Origin of the sequence: Pseudoalteromonas sp. BSi20652 (assembly GCF_000239855.1) — a bacterium.
Lineage (GTDB): Bacteria > Pseudomonadota > Gammaproteobacteria > Enterobacterales > Alteromonadaceae > Pseudoalteromonas.
In genome coordinates this window covers 14,048-29,920 of sequence record NZ_BADT01000123.1, presented here as the reverse complement: position 1 = coordinate 29,920, position 15,873 = coordinate 14,048, and the positions used below count along the sequence as shown (strand labels likewise).

Annotated in this window: 17 protein-coding genes and 1 pseudogene; 4 read left to right on the top strand and 14 right to left on the bottom strand. The window is 39.1% G+C overall.

Going from position 1 to position 15,873, the window contains the following annotated elements; all coding sequences use genetic code 11:
• Positions 1-43 precede the first annotated feature (43 nt).
• On the bottom strand, positions 44-934 hold the full coding sequence (locus tag P20652_RS07835) for a TIGR01777 family oxidoreductase (protein ID WP_008169387.1): 891 nt from the start codon (positions 932-934) through the stop codon (positions 44-46).
• A 170-nt stretch (positions 935-1,104) separates the two neighbouring features.
• On the opposite strand from P20652_RS07835, the gene P20652_RS07840 reads away from it, so the two are divergent.
• Entirely contained in the window at positions 1,105-2,142 is a 1,038-nt protein-coding gene (locus P20652_RS07840; RefSeq protein ID WP_008169385.1) for an AI-2E family transporter, read from the top strand.
• A 69-nt stretch (positions 2,143-2,211) separates the two neighbouring features.
• Here the strand turns inward: P20652_RS07840 and P20652_RS07845 are convergent, their stop codons facing one another.
• The 6 genes from P20652_RS07845 to P20652_RS07870 form a co-directional block, all read right to left on the bottom strand.
• Complete coding sequence (locus P20652_RS07845; RefSeq protein WP_008169383.1) at positions 2,212-3,291, bottom strand: FAD-dependent oxidoreductase; 1,080 nt, start codon at positions 3,289-3,291, stop codon at positions 2,212-2,214.
• 123 nt (positions 3,292-3,414) lie between these two features.
• The gene (locus P20652_RS07850; RefSeq protein ID WP_008169381.1) at positions 3,415-3,825 is read right to left on the bottom strand and encodes a hypothetical protein; all 411 of its coding nucleotides are present in this window, start codon (positions 3,823-3,825) and stop codon (positions 3,415-3,417) included.
• Positions 3,812-5,149, bottom strand: coding sequence for an ATP-binding protein (locus tag P20652_RS07855; protein ID WP_008169379.1), 1,338 nt, complete (start codon positions 5,147-5,149; stop codon positions 3,812-3,814). The genes P20652_RS07850 and P20652_RS07855 overlap by 14 nt, the downstream gene beginning before the upstream one ends.
• Positions 5,143-5,817, bottom strand: a complete 675-nt coding sequence (locus tag P20652_RS07860) for a response regulator transcription factor (protein WP_008169378.1) — start codon at positions 5,815-5,817, stop codon at positions 5,143-5,145. The genes P20652_RS07855 and P20652_RS07860 overlap by 7 nt, the downstream gene beginning before the upstream one ends.
• A gap of 3 nt (positions 5,818-5,820) precedes the next feature.
• Entirely contained in the window at positions 5,821-6,078 is a 258-nt protein-coding gene (locus P20652_RS07865; RefSeq protein WP_008169377.1) for a PepSY domain-containing protein, read from the bottom strand.
• A gap of 162 nt (positions 6,079-6,240) precedes the next feature.
• Positions 6,241-6,543 (bottom strand): YciI family protein, encoded by a 303-nt coding sequence (locus P20652_RS07870; RefSeq protein WP_033017547.1) that lies wholly within the window; start codon positions 6,541-6,543, stop codon positions 6,241-6,243.
• A 189-nt stretch (positions 6,544-6,732) separates the two neighbouring features.
• On the opposite strand from P20652_RS07870, the gene P20652_RS07875 reads away from it, so the two are divergent.
• Positions 6,733-8,157: a sodium-dependent transporter gene (locus tag P20652_RS07875; protein ID WP_033017546.1), complete on the top strand. Its 1,425-nt coding sequence runs from the start codon at positions 6,733-6,735 to the stop codon at positions 8,155-8,157.
• Positions 8,158-8,237: 80 nt separating this feature from the next.
• On the opposite strand, the gene P20652_RS07880 is transcribed toward P20652_RS07875, so the two are convergent.
• Both P20652_RS07880 and P20652_RS07885 read right to left on the bottom strand, forming a co-directional pair.
• Positions 8,238-8,879: a CPBP family intramembrane glutamic endopeptidase gene (locus P20652_RS07880; RefSeq protein ID WP_008169374.1), complete on the bottom strand. Its 642-nt coding sequence runs from the start codon at positions 8,877-8,879 to the stop codon at positions 8,238-8,240.
• A gap of 67 nt (positions 8,880-8,946) precedes the next feature.
• Complete coding sequence (locus P20652_RS07885; RefSeq protein WP_008169373.1) at positions 8,947-9,522, bottom strand: inner membrane-spanning protein YciB; 576 nt, start codon at positions 9,520-9,522, stop codon at positions 8,947-8,949.
• A gap of 191 nt (positions 9,523-9,713) precedes the next feature.
• Between P20652_RS07885 and P20652_RS07890 the strand changes: the two genes are divergently transcribed.
• Positions 9,714-9,983: an HU family DNA-binding protein gene (locus P20652_RS07890; RefSeq protein ID WP_008169372.1), complete on the top strand. Its 270-nt coding sequence runs from the start codon at positions 9,714-9,716 to the stop codon at positions 9,981-9,983.
• A gap of 198 nt (positions 9,984-10,181) precedes the next feature.
• Positions 10,182-10,760, top strand: coding sequence for a type 1 glutamine amidotransferase domain-containing protein (locus tag P20652_RS07895; protein ID WP_008169371.1), 579 nt, complete (start codon positions 10,182-10,184; stop codon positions 10,758-10,760).
• 95 nt (positions 10,761-10,855) lie between these two features.
• On the opposite strand, the gene trpA is transcribed toward P20652_RS07895, so the two are convergent.
• The 5 genes and pseudogenes from trpA to P20652_RS07915 all read right to left on the bottom strand — a co-directional run bounded on the left by trpA (position 10,856) and on the right by P20652_RS07915 (position 15,873).
• Positions 10,856-11,677, bottom strand: coding sequence for a tryptophan synthase subunit alpha (gene trpA / locus P20652_RS07900; protein WP_008169369.1), 822 nt, complete (start codon positions 11,675-11,677; stop codon positions 10,856-10,858).
• Positions 11,674-12,858, bottom strand: a complete 1,185-nt coding sequence (gene trpB / locus P20652_RS07905) for a tryptophan synthase subunit beta (RefSeq protein WP_008169367.1) — start codon at positions 12,856-12,858, stop codon at positions 11,674-11,676. Before trpB ends, trpA begins: the two co-directional genes overlap by 4 nt.
• Before the next feature lie 7 nt (positions 12,859-12,865).
• Positions 12,866-14,229: pseudogene (gene trpCF / locus P20652_RS18300) on the bottom strand (bifunctional indole-3-glycerol-phosphate synthase TrpC/phosphoribosylanthranilate isomerase TrpF).
• Positions 14,222-15,259 carry an anthranilate phosphoribosyltransferase gene (trpD, locus tag P20652_RS07910; RefSeq protein ID WP_008169361.1) on the bottom strand — a complete coding sequence of 346 codons (1,038 nt, stop codon included), beginning with the start codon at positions 15,257-15,259 and terminating at the stop codon, positions 14,222-14,224. The pseudogene trpCF and the gene trpD overlap by 8 nt, the downstream one beginning before the upstream one ends.
• Before the next feature lie 11 nt (positions 15,260-15,270).
• Positions 15,271-15,873, bottom strand: coding sequence for an aminodeoxychorismate/anthranilate synthase component II (locus P20652_RS07915; RefSeq protein WP_008169359.1), 603 nt, complete (start codon positions 15,871-15,873; stop codon positions 15,271-15,273).

Below are 15,873 nucleotides of genomic sequence, written 5' to 3'. Positions count from 1 at the left end.
ATTTAACTTTCAATAATCTTAGCTTAATCATTTTTAAAGTTTGCTAAACCAAGCTCTCCAAGGCCGATTTAATATCAGGATAATGAAAACGGTATTTATTAGTTTGTGCTTTATGAGGGATTACAAATTGCCCTGTTGTAAGCAAGTCTGACATTTCACCCATGAGTATCTTAAGTACAGCTACGGGCATAGGGATAAATGCAGGGCGTGATAATGCCTCACCTAAGCTTTTACTAAATTGAGCATTGCTTACAGGATTTGGCGCAGTTGCATTAACAGGGCCAGATATTTCTGGATGCTTAATAACAAAAAGAATAAGTTGGAGCATATCGTCTATATGGATCCACGACATACCTTGCTCGCCATCTCCTATTGGGCCGCCTAAGCAAAGTTTGAAAGCAGGTAACATTTTACTTAATGCTCCACCTTTTTTAGCTAAAACTATACCCGTTCGCAATAGGCACACTCTGGTTTGTTCTGATTGCGCGAGTAGTGCTGCATTTTCCCAGTCTTTACAAAGCTGGTGGCTAAATTCGTGATGTGGGTTTTCAAAACTTTCATCAATGGATTGACTATTTTGTCGGCCATAAAAACCTACAGCGCTACCTGAGATAAACGTATGTGGAGGTTTACTACAAGCGTTAATCGCCGCGCTAATTTGCTTTGTAATACCAATACGGCTATCGCGTATTATTTGTTTTTGTTTGTCGCTCCAACGCTTATTTACAATGGGTTCACCAGCTAAATTAATAACAATATCAACAGTATTGAAATCAACTAAATTTATGTCATTAACGGCATGCACCTTATGGCTCAGTAGTACATTTGCTTTTGTTGTGTTTCGGCTGAGCACAGTAACTTGATTATGATGAAGTAGAAAAGGACATAAGTGTGACCCTATTAAACCTGTCGCCCCAGTAATAAATATATGCATTGTTAATCCTTACGGTAAAATAGTAGCAAGTGATTAAAATGTATACTCGCTAGTCAACTGCTTTGCAAATTTATACGTAAAATGAGTTTTTATGATCACTTGGTAAATATTTCATTTAATTAGCTTTTGCCTTACACTTGGGGCATATAAACAATAAAAGGATTAATGAATTGGCAAGTTTAACTGGAGTAAATAAAAGCTTAATAGTTTTTGCTGCCTTGGTGGTGGTACTCGCAGGCATAAAAGCAGCAAGTGTAATTATTATTCCATTTATTTTGGCGGCGTTTATTGCCATTATTTGTAATCCGCTTATCAAGTTTTTTGCGCGCTACCGAATTCCTAAAGGTATTGCTGTTATGTTGGTAGTGCTTATTATAGTTGGCTTAGGTATAAGCCTAGGTGGGCTTGTAGGGCAATCGATAAACGATTTTTCGCAGCAACTTCCTGAGTATAAAACACAACTCAAAGAGGAATTTGTATGGCTGGTAGATTTAGCATCTCAATACAATATACTGATAAATAAAGAACAGTTAATCAATATGTTCGACCCAGGTAAAATGGTTGATGTAGCCACTAATATGCTCACCGGTTTAGGTGGCGTAATGGCAAACATGTTTTTAATTATTTTAACCGTTGTTTTTATGTTGTTTGAAGGGCCAATGCTGAGCAATAAAATACACATGGCACTTGAAGATCCTGATAGCAAAATGAAGCAAATTGACCGCTTTTTAGAGTCTATTAATTCATATTTGGCAATTAAAACGCTAGTAAGTTTAGGTACGGGTATTATTGCTGCGTTCTATTTATGGATTTTAGACGTTGACTACTTTGTGCTGTGGGGCGTATTGGCATTTATGTTCAATTACATTCCAAACATAGGGTCAATTATTGCGGCTGTACCGGCTGTATTACTTGCACTTATTACTCAAGGCCCGTTAATTGCGGGATTGGTTGCTGCAGGCTATTTAACAATAAATACGGTAATGGGCAATATCGTAGAGCCTAAATTTTTGGGCAAAGGGCTGGGTCTTTCAACGCTAGTGGTATTTTTATCATTAATATTTTGGGGCTGGTTATTAGGCACTGTGGGTATGCTTTTATCTGTGCCATTAACTATGATTGTTAAAATAGGCTTAGAAGCCAGTGCTGAAGGTAAGTGGGTTGCCACTTTACTAGGTAGTGGTGAAGACGTTGCTAAAAATAACTAACACCTATAACCATCAAGGGCTGTAAAATTAAAGCCCTTGATGGTTAAGTTATCAGCAAATACAGGGCTATTAATTAACAAACAATTTAATAGCGTCATCCACCGCGTTTATTGCGCCTTCTAAATATCCAGCTTCTTGTTTTGCAAACTCACTCGCTACAAAATGAATGTTCAAGTTATTTAATTGCTCATCTAAGCCTGAAAAATCAAATTCTGGGTGCTGCGAAGGTTGAGTTTGATCGTCTCTGTTAGCTACAAACTTATCGTCTGCCCAGTCTTTAATAAAATACCCCGTTGCCTTTTTAGCATCCTTACCATAAAAGTAGCTTAGCTGCTGGGCACAGGCTTGAATTAATTGCTCTTGAGTTACTTGGTTTCGTGATAAGTAGGGTACGCCTATAAAGCCGAATAATGCGGCGAAATTGCTATCTTCTGCACTGGCATCGTGAATTTCGACCATGGGGCCTACGCGGCTAAAGCATTGCCCTGATAAGTTTTTATCACGCCAGAATGCATGTTCAAAAGTAGCTATAAATTTGGCTTGTCCTGCCATCCATGTAGGGACGCTTCTGAGGCGGTTTATGAGTGTTGGAGTAGCCCATAGTTCAGGCGTTAAATGCGTCGTAACCATACGAGCTGGGATTGCCGAAATTAGTTTTTCAGTAGTAAAGTGCTTTATTTTGCCTAAGTGATTAACCGTAATTTGCCAGTTATTATCATCTTTTTTAAGCTCAGTGACATTGTGTTCTAACAATATTGAATCAGGATTAAGTTGCTCATATAAGGCAGTGATTAAGGTATTCATGCCGTGTTTGAGTCTAAATAGTTGCATTTCCCCAGCACCAGCAATTTGTTGAGGTTGCATGGAATCAGGTGCTTGATATAACACATCACCTTTGTTGTATTGCTCAAATACACTTAAGTTGAGTGACTTTACTAAAGCTTGAATTTTTGGTTGGTGGGGAAATATCCACGTAGGGCCCAAATCAAAATTAACATCGTTATTCATTGGTGATTGCGCGGCAAAAATTCGGCCGCCTAATCGCGATTTAGCTTCCAGTAATAAGTACTCAATATTAAGCAATTGTAATTTATACGCACTGTATAAGCCGGCAAGTCCGCCACCTATAATTATTACTGGTTTAGTCATTTATTTACCTATCAGCCATTTAACAATCTACTAGTAGGTAGTTTGTTTTGATATGAATAAATTGTCAAGTAGGCTAGAGGGGCAAGTAGAGAGACGTAACTAATTTAGTTTGCCTAAGTTACATTAAAATGGTTGTTTTAGTGATTCTGTAAATTGATTTATAAGCTTAATTTCACACAGCTTATAACTAATGGCTGCTGCTGTAGCGTTGGGTAGTTTTATTAAATAGCGCCATTGACAGGCGCTTTCTAGGTATTTTTCGTTATTACTAATGCTTCGCATAAACAAAGGGAGTACTTGTGTATTGCCTGTACTTTCTTGTGAAGTGGTCAACTCATATTTACGCTTTTGTATCCAACTTCCTTGCACTAATTTTGCTTTGTTAATTTGAGTATCTAAGCATTGAATATAACGCTTAGCTTCATCTGTGGTTGCTTTAGCGGCTAAAGTACATGTCTCATCTGCAAAACTGTGTTGGCTTACGATTAATAAAACAGTCGCGGTTAGTTTTAATAAACGGTTACTTTTTGTCATTGTAATTAAACTCTAAAATAAATTGAGCGCCGCCTAAATTATCAGCGTTGGTTATGGTAAGCGTACCGTGATACGACTTAACTAAATCAGATACAATTGCCATACCTACTCCATGCCCACTTTCGTATGTATCAAGGCGAGTACCGCGTGTTAGCAAAGATTCACGTTTGTCCTCTGGCACGCCTGGACCATCATCGCTAATATTAATACACAGTATTTTACTTTGAATGACATGTATTTCTACTTGCGAGCGACATGCTTTACAGGCGTTATCGATTAAGTTTCCAAGTAGTTCCATTAAATCGGTTTGATCACCCAAAAAGTAGTCTTTATCAGAAACAATACAATTAAAAATAATGTCTTTATCACGGTACACTTTCGCCATTGCACTGAGTATTGAATCGAGTACTGGCTTAATGGGCGTTTGTTTTTTCCAGGTGTCCGATGCACCCGTTGCAGCACGTTTTAATTGGTGTTCGATCATCACATTAATACGGTCGAGTTGTTCTTGTGCATCGGCGTCGTTAGCTAATGGGCTTGATTTGAGTACTGCAAGCGGTGTTTTAAGCGCATGAGCAAGGTCACTTAATGATGCCCTATAACGCTCTTTTTGGCGCTGTTGTGACTCAAGTAATAAATTTAAATCTGCTTTTATTGTTTGCAATTCAATAGGGTAAAGGCCTTTTATTTCTTGAATATCACCCGATTCAATGGCTTTAATTTCTTTATCGAGTCGTTGAAGTGGGCGAGCGCTCCAAATAAAACCAACCGCCATAAGGCCTGCAATTGCAATTCCCATTATAAACATCCAATCAACAAGGGTTTGCTTAAAGCCATCCATTAAACGAAGTAATGCGTCGTTACGTTTAACTAATATAAAGCGAGCTTGTTCTGATTGATCTATGTTGTTTAAAATTACAGTCAGGCTAAGTTGCCAGTACGCGGTATTATTGTACTCCACGCGCCTGAAGTCGGCGGCACCTGCTTTGGTTTCTATTTGTTGAGGTACATAGTTTAAATTTACAGCCGATTCTGAGTTCCAAACAGGGTCATCATCGCGGTAAATCATTGCGTAGGTATCTGAATTTAATCTGTTTAACTCAGGCGCTAAAATAGTGCTGGGCATAATAATACCATGCTCAGTAAAGTCGACTTCAGATATTAGCGAGTAGAGCTGTGCCTCGAGGGTTTTTTCTGTCGCATTTACAAGTGAAGCGTAATACGCTTTGCCAATTGAGTAAAATAATATGGGGAGTGCGACTAATAAAACAAAGACAAGGATAAATCCTTGCCTTATTTTTAACGATATTTGCGGTATTACCACTGGCTTTTAAGCCTGTAACCACGCCCACGTAGTGTTTCTACTGGGTTTAGTACGCCTTCAGGGTCAAGCTTTTTACGCAAACGTAGTACAAACACTTCAATTACGTTTGAATCAAGGTCGAAATCTTGGTCGTAAATATGCTCAGTAAGTTCTGATTTAGAAATTACTTTTTGCGGATTTACCATTAAGTATTCAAGTACTTTATATTCGTAAGCTGTAAGGCTAAGTTCTTTATCGTCAACCCACACTTGTTGTGAACGTGTATGAATTTTAATAGGGCCGGCAGTCATTTCTGGATTTGCTTTACCAGCACTACGACGAATTAACGCATTACAACGTGCAATAAGTTCTTCAACATGAAATGGTTTTGTTAAGTAGTCATCTGCGCCCGCATCTAATGCTTCTACTTTATCCTGCCAGCGATCGCGTGCTGTTAAAATTAGAATAGGGATAGTGATACCTTGTGCTCGTGCTTTATTAATTAACTCAATGCCGTCTATTTTAGGTAAGCCCAAATCAACTACGGCCATATCAAGTGGGTATTCTGTAATGTGGAAAAGACCTGCTTCACCATCGTGGCATAAATCCACGCTGTAACGCTCTTTTTCTAGGGCATTACGTAAGTTGTCTGCTAAATGTAAATCGTCTTCTATAACTAAAATTCGCATTTTTTAATCCTTCTTCACTTCGCCGGTTTTTTTATTTATATGTAAATCAACGACGTGGCCGTCAGATTTGAGTATTCGTACGGTATAAAAATCTGTTTTTTCGGTGATTTTTAAGGTCTTGCCGCCTATTGTTTTCTTTGCGAGTATTACTGCTTTTTTTTTGTCTACCTCAGCATAAGATGCTTGAGTGGCTGTTGCTGCTTGGGCAAAGTTAGCAAAGCTAACACAAGCAATAAAACCGAGACTTGATAATACACGCATAATGGAAAACTCCTAGACCAGACTCACTTAGTTTAATTAACTAAGTTACTAAAATTCAAGTAAAAACGCTAAATTCGCTTTTATCTTAGTAATTTTAATTAAAATCTTGTGAACAAACCCTGAATTACAGTGCAACGCACGCTCTTAGGGTTTAATACACTTTTAAGCAGGGAACACTTTTTTGAAAGGTTTAACAATTGTATTTTCATAGATACCAGCGGCAACGTAAGGATCAGCTGCTGCCCACTCTCGAGCTGCTTCTATTGATTCAAACTCAGCAACAACTAATGAACCAGTAAAACCTGCTTCTTTAGGGTCTTCGTTATCAATTGCCGGAAACGGACCTGCAGTAAATAAACGGTTTTGTGAATCAAGCTCACTAAGGCGTGCTAAATGTGCCGGGCGTGCTGCTTTTCTAAGCTCTAAGCTGTTTTCAACATCTGTTGAGTGAATCATGTACAACATAAGGAATCTCATAAAAATTGTTAAATTTGATTAACGCAATACTACCACAGGGTTGAAAATTGGTGAATTAAAAGCGTATTTACACAGGTTTACACTTCGATTTTATTTTTAAGCTGTAATTGCTTGAAAATCTCTGTGTAACACTGGTAGAGTCGCTGGAATATACAAAATAATAAAAAGGTTTTATGAATGAGCGATAATAGAGAACGATTTAGTTCCCGTCTCGGATTTATACTAGCGGCAGCCGGCTCGGCTGTGGGTATTGGTAATCTAGTTGGTTTTCCTGTTTCTGCTACCAAAAATGGTGGTGGCGCATTTTTATTGATTTACGCTTTATTTGTCGTATTCATTTGTTTACCAGTCATGATGGCTGAAATGGCAATGGGACGTAACGCGCAAAAAGATCCTCTAGGCTCTTACAAGCTATTAGCAAATAACGACAAAAAATGGAAATTTGCAGGCTTTTTAGCCGTGTTAACACCATTTATGATTGCTGTATTTTACATGGTAATTACCGTGTGGATTTTTGGCTACCTGACGCAAACAGGCCTTGGTAATTTAGATTTACTTGCTGATCCTGGCCACTTTGGTGTTTTTATAAATAGTTACACCGTGTTTGGTTACATGGCCGTTGTCGTTATTATTGTTAATTTAATTTTGTTAGGGGGTGTTAAACAAGGCATAGAAAAAGCCGCTAAATTTTTAATGCCAGCTTTACTTGTCATGCTACTTGCCTTAGTTACTTATGTATTAACGCTTGATAACGCAATGGCCGGTGTTAAATACTACATTATTCCTGATTTTTCTAAGATGAGTGCAAGTGTGCTTAATGGCGCATTAAGCCAAGCGTTTTTTTCGCTATCGCTTGGTATGGGTATATTAATGACTTACGCGTCGTACATTTCTAAAAAGGACGACATTGTAAGTAGCGCTAAAATGGTTGCTATTACCGACTCATTGGTTGCGTTTGTAGCAGGCCTAATGGTGTTACCCGCTATATTTAGCTTTGATCCAAACACAGACCCATCAGCGCTTTCTGACTCGTCTGTATCAATGATTTTTGTATACCTTCCTAAAATATTATTAGCACTGCAAAATGATATTGGTTATATAGGTGCATCTATTGTTGCGTTCTCATTCTTCTTATTAGTATTTTTTGCAGCGATTACTTCACTTGTTTCAATAGTAGAAGTACCGACAGCAACACTCAGTGACCGTAAAGGTATTAGCCGTAAAAAAGCATTGGGTATCCTTACACTCTCAACCGGTGTACTTACTATTTTATGTACAATGTCGTTTGGTATGATTGACAGCCTTACATCGTTCACTAATTATGGCGGCGTTAACAAGAGCTTTTTTGATATTATTGTTGATGTATTTTACGACACCATTTTACCGCTTAATGGCTTAATGGTGTGTTTGTTTGTAATGTACCGCTGGAAAAAAGCACGTTTAACACAAGAGCTAAGCTTGGGTTCGCCTAATTATGCCGGAAGCTTGATGGAAAAGTACGTTAACTTTTCGCTTTCAACGTTTATTCCAATTATCTTATTAGTGATTTTTATAAACACGGTCGCGACTAAGTTTTTTGATTTAAAAATATTTGGTTTTTAAATGCAAATAAAATTATTAGAGCCGCGCTTGTCGCGGCTTTTTTATGCATTATAACCCGCTATTATGGAAATCATCACAGCCTAATTAAATGCGCCTGAGTCGAGGTAGCTGCCAAGCCCCAGTGTAAACATCCAAAGCCCCCATAAACTATGCTCAATAACGCATACAAAGGTTGAACGGCTTTGTGCATAGGTGTAAGCAAATAGCATCCCGCCTAAAAATGCTAACCCTACTGCTATCCAGTTTGCATACACAACATGCGCCAATGCAAATACACTCGCACTTACTATAATGCGGACTGCTTTTTTTGGCATGATGCGTTTATAGCGATGGAAAAAATACGTTCTGAATATTAATTCTTGAGGAATAACCGACAGTATTGGATACAGCACCAACAGTAAAAGCCAATCATTAAACGAAGTGCGAGGAAGGACAAACCAATTGCCTTGGTGGATAATGCCGTAAAACATACCCGAGAAAAGCGCGCCTAAAAAGAAGAAGCTAAATAAACGTCTCTTAACAGCAGAAAATTGCCCAAGGCTTGTAAGTCTAAAACGTTTAAAATGCGGGTCGCTCAGTAGCAGCATACAACACACACTCATCAGTATAATAAGCGCAGGAACCAGCCAATTAGCTAAATACTCTCGTAAGCCAAAACCTAGCAAGGGTAGCAAAATAAAAATCAGGGTAAATTCAAACCAGCGATATTGATTGGCGTTCAAGGTCGTCTCAACATACGTTTTTTATTAAACTATCAAGCTAAGACGACATTTTTATGACAAGAAAAACTTACTTTGCTGGTTCTTCTTCATCAGGAAGGTATTTGTACAAGGCAATAATAGTGGCAAAAATACTAACAAAAGTAATACCCATTAAGCCAAACACCTTAAAGTTAACCCAAAAGTCGAGTGAAAAAGTGTAGGCTATATATATATTAAGTGCCGCGATACCCGCGGTGATAGCGACCCACATTAAATTTAAGTTGTTCCATAATGGCTCTGGGACAACAATGGCTTGTTTTGTATCATTAGCACTTTCGAGTATTGAACTAAGCGCTTTTTTAACGAGATTTTTCTTAAGTACATAACGGCTAACAAGTAACGTTAAACTTAAACCTGCGTATATGAGTGTTGCTTTCCATTTTATGTATTGCTCATCATGAAGTACCAGCGTTAACGTACCAAATACAGCAGCAATGCCAAAAAATATCCACTGACGAGTTGGCACGGAGCCGTGTTTAAAGTAGCTATAAGCAACTTGAATGAGCGTAGTGGCCATTAATAAACCGGTAGCCCAATAAATATCGACGAGCTTAAACACTGCAAAAAACAGTATGAGTGGGATGTATTCAATTAATGCGTGCATAGCTTACCTAAATTATACAAAAAAAAGTCACAGGCTTTTTACCACACAAAGCTAATGAACTACAAGGTTGACTTGTTGCTCTGCAACCCTTAGCCTGCGTGGCTTTATTGCCAATTTGGTTTGGTATTTTTCATATCATCATATTCCCACGCTTAACCAACACTGATTTGGCGTGTATTTAGGAGCCTAAAATGAACAAAGCAGAACTTGTTGCTGCCATTGCATGCAAAAGTAAATTAACAAAAAAAGATTCTCAAGCAGCACTTACCAGTTTACAAAAAGTAATTACTAAATCGCTTTCTGAGGGTGATCAGGTTCAAATTAATGGTTTTGGTACATTTGCACTAAGTTACTATCCATCGCGTACTGGGCGTAACCCGCAAACAGGCGCTGCTATTGAAATAGAAGGCGCAAATAAAGCGGTATTTAAACCAGCTAAAGCGCTAAAGGATTGTATCTAAAGCTGATCATTCCTTAATCTTTTTATAAATAAATTACTTTATGTGCTGTGTATTTTTTTCATGTTGTCTAAATGATTTACAGAGCATTAAAAACTTTAATTTAATTAAGTTCATTACTTTCAGTTACTTGGTCTCGGCATGCATTATGCTTCTTATAGAGTGTTACGAACATGTTTTTAAGAAGATAAGGAGCACTCAATGAGTACATTACAAAGAAGCACACGTTTACAAGGCAAAAAAATTGCAATTTTAGCCACTGACGGATTTGAGCAAAGTGAGCTTTTATCTCCACGCAGCGCATTACTTGATGCCGGTGCGGATATCGAAATAATATCAATTAAAGAAGGCCAAATTACGGGCTGGGATGAAGACAAGTGGGGCGATAAAGTAACAGTAGATAAACTAGTCACAAATGCAGACCCCGCTGATTACGACGCACTTATGCTTCCTGGTGGTTTATTTAACCCAGACAGTTTACGCCAAGACAGAGACGCTAAAGCGTTTATCGATGGTTTTTTCGGTGCAGAAAAAAACAAACCGGTTGCTGCTATTTGTCATGCACCGTGGTTGTTAGCTGAAATTAATAAATTGCGTGACCGTACTATTACTTCTTTTCCTAGTATTAAAAGCGATTTAATTAATGCAGGCGCTAATTGGGTTGACCAAGAAGTATGTGTAGATAAAGGTTTAGTAACAAGCCGAAGCCCAGCAGATTTAGAAGCATTTAATGCTAAATTTATTGAAGAGATTTTAGAGGGTAAACACCAAGCTCACTAATTTGGTTTTTAAAACGCTTGGTTATTAAAAAACGTTTGGTAAAAAACAAAAAGGGCATTTTAAATGCCCTTTTTTAATGCGTAAATTTACACTTTTTATAATGCGGTTGCGGCTTTCATTTCACTAACAAAGGTTTTTAACTGCGTTGTCATTGCGTCTAAATCATCAAGGTTAGCTTCAATAATTTTAACTACAGCAGAGCCTGAAATAGCACCTGCTGCGCCGGCTTTAAGTGCCGCTTTTACATCATCTGGTGTTGAAATACCAAACCCTAAAAGAGCAGGGGCTGCATGGTATTCTTTTAATTTAGTGACAATGTTACCTGCAGGCATTTGTGCTTTTGTATCGGTACCGGTTACACCCGCGCGCGACAGTAAGTAAGTATATCCACGACCATAAGAGGCGCATTGACGAAGCGTATCGTCATCTGCATTAGGTGTTGCAATAAATATTGGGTCTACGCCATTATCTATTGCTGATTTTCTGAACATTTTAGACTCATGTAGAGGCACATCAGCCACTAAAATAGAGTCTACACCTACCGCTTTTGCATCTTTATAAAACGCTTCTACGCCGCGTTTAAAAACAAGGTTTGAATACAATAATAAACCAATTGGGATGTCGGCATTGTACTGGCGTATTTCTTTTATAATATCAAAACAATCTTGGGTATTAATATTTACGTCAAGCGCGCGAATATTAGCCGCTTGAATCACAGGACCATCTGCAATAGGGTCTGAAAATGGAATACCAAGTTCAAGCGCATCTGCGCCACCGTCAATTAGGCTTTTAATAATCGCAACGCTTTGCTCTTTGCCCGGATCACCAATAGTCACAAATGGTACAAACGCACCTTGTTTTTGCTCGTTAAGCGCTGCAAACATTTTGCCGTAACGATCCGTATTTACTTGGCTCATAGCTGACCTCTTTCAGATAGTACATTGTGAACGTGTGCTAAATCTTTATCGCCACGACCACTTAAGTTAATTACGATAACACTTTCCTCGGTTTGCTCTTCTGCATATTTAAGTGCATAAGCTATCGCATGGCTTGATTCAAGTGCTGGAATAATACCTTCGTTTTTAGCCAGCGATTGAAACGCATCAAGCGCTTCTGTATCTGTAATACCGACGTATTGCGCACGACCTGTTTCATGTAAAAATGCATGCTGAGGGCCAACAGCTGGGTAATCAAGGCCCGCTGATACAGAGTAAGACTCTTCAATTTGGCCATCATCATTTTGCATAATGTACGTATAAGTACCGTGTAATATGCCCTTAGTACCTTTACAAATTGTTGCACCGTGCTCATTTGTATCAAGGCCTTTACCAGCAGGTTCAACACCAATTAATTTAACGCTTGGCTCGTCAATAAAATCGGTAAACATACCAATTGCATTTGAACCACCACCAACACAGGCAATAACAGCGTCAGGTAAACGACCTTCTGCTTTAAGTACTTGTTGTTTTGCTTCTTCACCAATAATTTTTTGATACTCACGTACAATTGTTGGGAATGGGTGAGGACCTGCGGCTGTGCCTAATAGGTAATGCGCTTCTTCATAGTTTGCTGACCAGTCACGCAAAGCTTCGTTTACGGCGTCTTTTAATGTGCCAGATCCTGCCGTTACCGGTATAACTTCTGCACCCATAAGTTTCATTCTAAATACGTTAGGTTGCTGACGTTCAACGTCTTTAGCACCCATATATATACGACATTTTAAACCCAGTAATGCACATGCAAGTGCAGTGGCAACACCATGTTGACCAGCACCTGTTTCAGCGATAACTTGTTTTTTACCCATGCGCTTAGTAAGTAACGCCTGACCAAGTACTTGGTTTGTTTTATGTGCACCACCGTGTAATAAGTCTTCACGCTTTAGATACAGTTTTACTTTTGGATTTTTAACTAAATTACGCGTTAAAGTAAGTGGCGTAGGACGACCCGCATACTCGTTTAATAATTTACTTAGCTCTGCCTGAAATTCAGGATCTTTTTGTGCTTTGTTAAATTCGTTTTCTAACTGCTTAAGCGCAGGGACAAGTAGCTCGGGTACAAACATACCGCCAAACTCGCCAAAATAAGCTGGATTTTGCATTTTAACCTCAATAATTTCTGATGCTTGTAAAAGCATTATGTAATTTGTTAGGGCACTTTTTACCCGCAGATTCTTCAACGCCTGAGTTTAAGTCAAGGCCTAAGGCACCTTTAAAAAGCGCATCTTTAATATTGTCTGGATTTAAGCCTCCAGCGAGCATAAACGGTGTAGTTGCATCTTCTAGCACTGACCAATCAAATGCTTTACCAGTACCGCCAGCTTGTGTATCGCTGTGCGTATCGTAAAGATGGCGATCAACACCATTTACAGGGGTTGGCAATACATCTTTAATTGCTTGTGCTTTCCAAATCTCGCAACCGGTAGGTAACTGTGTACGCAAAGAAGCGATGTAATCGTCACTTTCTTGACCATGTAATTGAACTGCCGCCAATTTTAGCACACTTGCGTATTGAGCAACTTGCTCAATTGGGGCATCAACAAATACACCTACAAAATAAAGTGGTGCGCTTTGGCTTATCTCTTTTGCGCAATCTAAATCAACATAGCGCGGCGATTTAGGATGAAAATTAAACCACCGTAATTAGCACCGTTTTCATATGCGGCTTGTGCATCTTGAGTACGTGTTAAACCACATACTTTATTGTCACCTAAAATAACACGGCGACATGCTTTTTCTAAATCGTGCTCGCCCATTAGTGAGCTGCCAATTAAAAAGCCATCGCATAATGGGGCTAAACGTTTTACATCGTGGTGGGTGTAAATACCCGATTCTGATATAACCACTTTGTCATTAGGGATAAGCTTGCGTAGTTTTTCAGTTGTCGCTAAATCGGTGCTTAAATCGCGTAAATCACGATTATTAATGCCAATAATTTGTGCATCAAGGGCAAGTGCACGATGTACTTCTTCTTCGTTACTTACTTCGGTTAATACCGACATGTTTAGCGAATCGGCAACTGCGTGCAGTGCTTTATAGCTTTTATCGTCAAGTACCGAAAGCATCAGTAATATAGCGTCGCCACCATAAATTCGTGCCATGTATACTTGATACTCATCTATAAAAAAGTCTTTACAGATAAGTGGTTGCTCTACCTGGCTGCGTACAAATTCGAGGTAATCAAAGCTACCTTGAAAATATTTAGCGTCAGTTAATACGCTCATGCAGGTAGCGTATTTTTTATAAACCGATGTTATTTCTGTTAAATCAAAAGGCTCTCTAATTAATCCTTTTGATGGAGATGCTTTCTTACATTCTAAAATAAACTGTGTGCCGGGAGCTGCAAGTGCTTTGTAAAAATCACGACTCGTTGGCACTGCTTGATCTTTAAAACTTTCAAGCGGGCGAGCGGCTTTGCGTTCAATCAGTTCTAATTTTTTATCAGCAACGATTTTGTCTAATACGTTAGCCATTACTTACCTCAATAATTTTATTTAATGTGTTCATGGCTTGCCCTGAACGTAATAATGTTTGTACTTGTAGTGCAGCCTGTTTTAGTGATTGAGCTTTACCCGTTAGGTATAACAATGCCGCAACGTTAACCACAATCGCAGCGTTGTGTGCATCCATACCTTTACCTTCTAAAATAGCAAGGCTTGCTTTTGCGTTGTATTGCGGACCTTCACCAGCGAGCTGTTCGAGTGAATAGTTTGCAAGGTCAAAGTCACTTGGGTTAAGCGTATATTGGGTAATATTACCATTATTAAGCTCAACAACTGTAGTTGGACCGTGTAGGGCTATTTCGTCAGTGCCAGAGCCATGAACGATCATAGCGCGCTTTGTACCAAGAGTTTTAAGCGTTTGTGCCATTGGCATACATAACGCTTCGTTATACACACCTAGTAATTGCACATCAGGTGCAGCTGGGTTAGCAAGCGGGCCTAAAATATTAAAAATAGTGCGTGTTTTAAGCACTGTACGCACGCCCATCGCATGGCGCACGCCACTGTGGTAGTGCGGTGCAAACAAAAAGGTAAAATTGGTTTGCTCAAGACATTTTGCAGCTTGCTCTGGGCTCATATCTATATTTATGCCCAGCGCTTTGAGTAAATCGGCAGAGCCTGAATTACTCGATACACTGCGATTACCATGTTTTACCATGTTAATACCGGCAGCGGCGGCAACAATGGCAGCCGTTGTACTTATATTAATCGTGTTTGAACCATCGCCGCCAGTGCCACAGCTGTCAGCAAGTTGCGTACTGCTGGTGGTAAAAGCAACGGCGTTTTCGCGCATTGAAGCTGCAGCACCTGCAATTTCGTCGCTTACTTCGCCTTTAATTTTAAGGCTTATAAGTAGGGCGGTTAGCTCTATCTCGCTCATGTTACCTTGCATTATTTCATCAAACAGCGCTTTTGCATCTGCGTAGCTTAATGATTGCCCAGTAATTAGTTGCTCAATAGCGAGTTGAACATTTATGGGTTGTTCTGGTTGTGTACTCATAATGTCCTCTTTTATTTAGCGCGTGTTAAGTAAGCGACACTTTGCTGAAGTAGCATTGCGCCGTTTGGCGTTAGTATTGATTCTGGATGAAACTGGTAACCTAATGCATTGTCATCATGATGATAAATAGCCATAGGGATATCTTCGTACTGGGCAATAACATCAATATTTTCAGGTACTTTTGTTGCCATTAATGAATGGTAACGTGCCACAGGCATTGTATTGCCCATACCATCAAATACAGGATGCTCGCCTAAATTAATAATTGAAGACTTACCATGTACGGTTTCACCGGCGTGACCGATTACTCCACCGTAACTTTGTGTTAATGCTTGTTGGCCTAAGCAAATACCCAACATAGGGAAGTGACCTTTAGATAGCTCAATAAGCTCCATTAAACAGCCTGCATCACTTGGTGTGCCGGGACCCGGCGAAAGTACTAATAGCACTTGGCTTTGCTCTTGGCGCATTTTATTAAAAATAACCTCGGCGCTAATGTTGTTTCTGTATACAATAAGTTCGCAGCCAAGCATTGTTAGCTCATCCACAAGGTTGTATGTAAATGAGTCAAAGTTATCTAAAAAATAGATTTTTATAGGATTCGCTTTACTCAT

Bases quoted from the DNA above. Each gene is read 5' to 3' on its own strand.
- P20652_RS07835 (WP_008169387.1), bottom strand. From the start codon at position 934: ATGCATATATTTATTACTGGGGCGACAGGTTTAATAGGGTCACACTTA.
- P20652_RS07845 (WP_008169383.1), bottom strand. From the start codon at position 3,291: ATGACTAAACCAGTAATAATTATAGGTGGCGGACTTGCCGGCTTATAC.
- P20652_RS07850 (WP_008169381.1), bottom strand. From the start codon at position 3,825: ATGACAAAAAGTAACCGTTTATTAAAACTAACCGCGACTGTTTTATTA.
- P20652_RS07860 (WP_008169378.1), bottom strand. From the start codon at position 5,817: ATGCGAATTTTAGTTATAGAAGACGATTTACATTTAGCAGACAACTTA.
- P20652_RS07865 (WP_008169377.1), bottom strand. From the start codon at position 6,078: ATGCGTGTATTATCAAGTCTCGGTTTTATTGCTTGTGTTAGCTTTGCT.
- P20652_RS07870 (WP_033017547.1), bottom strand. From the start codon at position 6,543: ATGTTGTACATGATTCACTCAACAGATGTTGAAAACAGCTTAGAGCTT.
- P20652_RS07875 (WP_033017546.1), top strand. From the start codon at position 6,733: ATGAGCGATAATAGAGAACGATTTAGTTCCCGTCTCGGATTTATACTA.
- P20652_RS07885 (WP_008169373.1), bottom strand. From the start codon at position 9,522: ATGCACGCATTAATTGAATACATCCCACTCATACTGTTTTTTGCAGTG.
- P20652_RS07890 (WP_008169372.1), top strand. From the start codon at position 9,714: ATGAACAAAGCAGAACTTGTTGCTGCCATTGCATGCAAAAGTAAATTA.
- P20652_RS07895 (WP_008169371.1), top strand. From the start codon at position 10,182: ATGAGTACATTACAAAGAAGCACACGTTTACAAGGCAAAAAAATTGCA.
- trpA (WP_008169369.1), bottom strand. From the start codon at position 11,677: ATGAGCCAAGTAAATACGGATCGTTACGGCAAAATGTTTGCAGCGCTT.
- trpB (WP_008169367.1), bottom strand. From the start codon at position 12,858: ATGCAAAATCCAGCTTATTTTGGCGAGTTTGGCGGTATGTTTGTACCC.
- trpD (WP_008169361.1), bottom strand. From the start codon at position 15,259: ATGAGTACACAACCAGAACAACCCATAAATGTTCAACTCGCTATTGAG.
- P20652_RS07915 (WP_008169359.1), bottom strand. From the start codon at position 15,873: ATGAGTAAAGCGAATCCTATAAAAATCTATTTTTTAGATAACTTTGAC.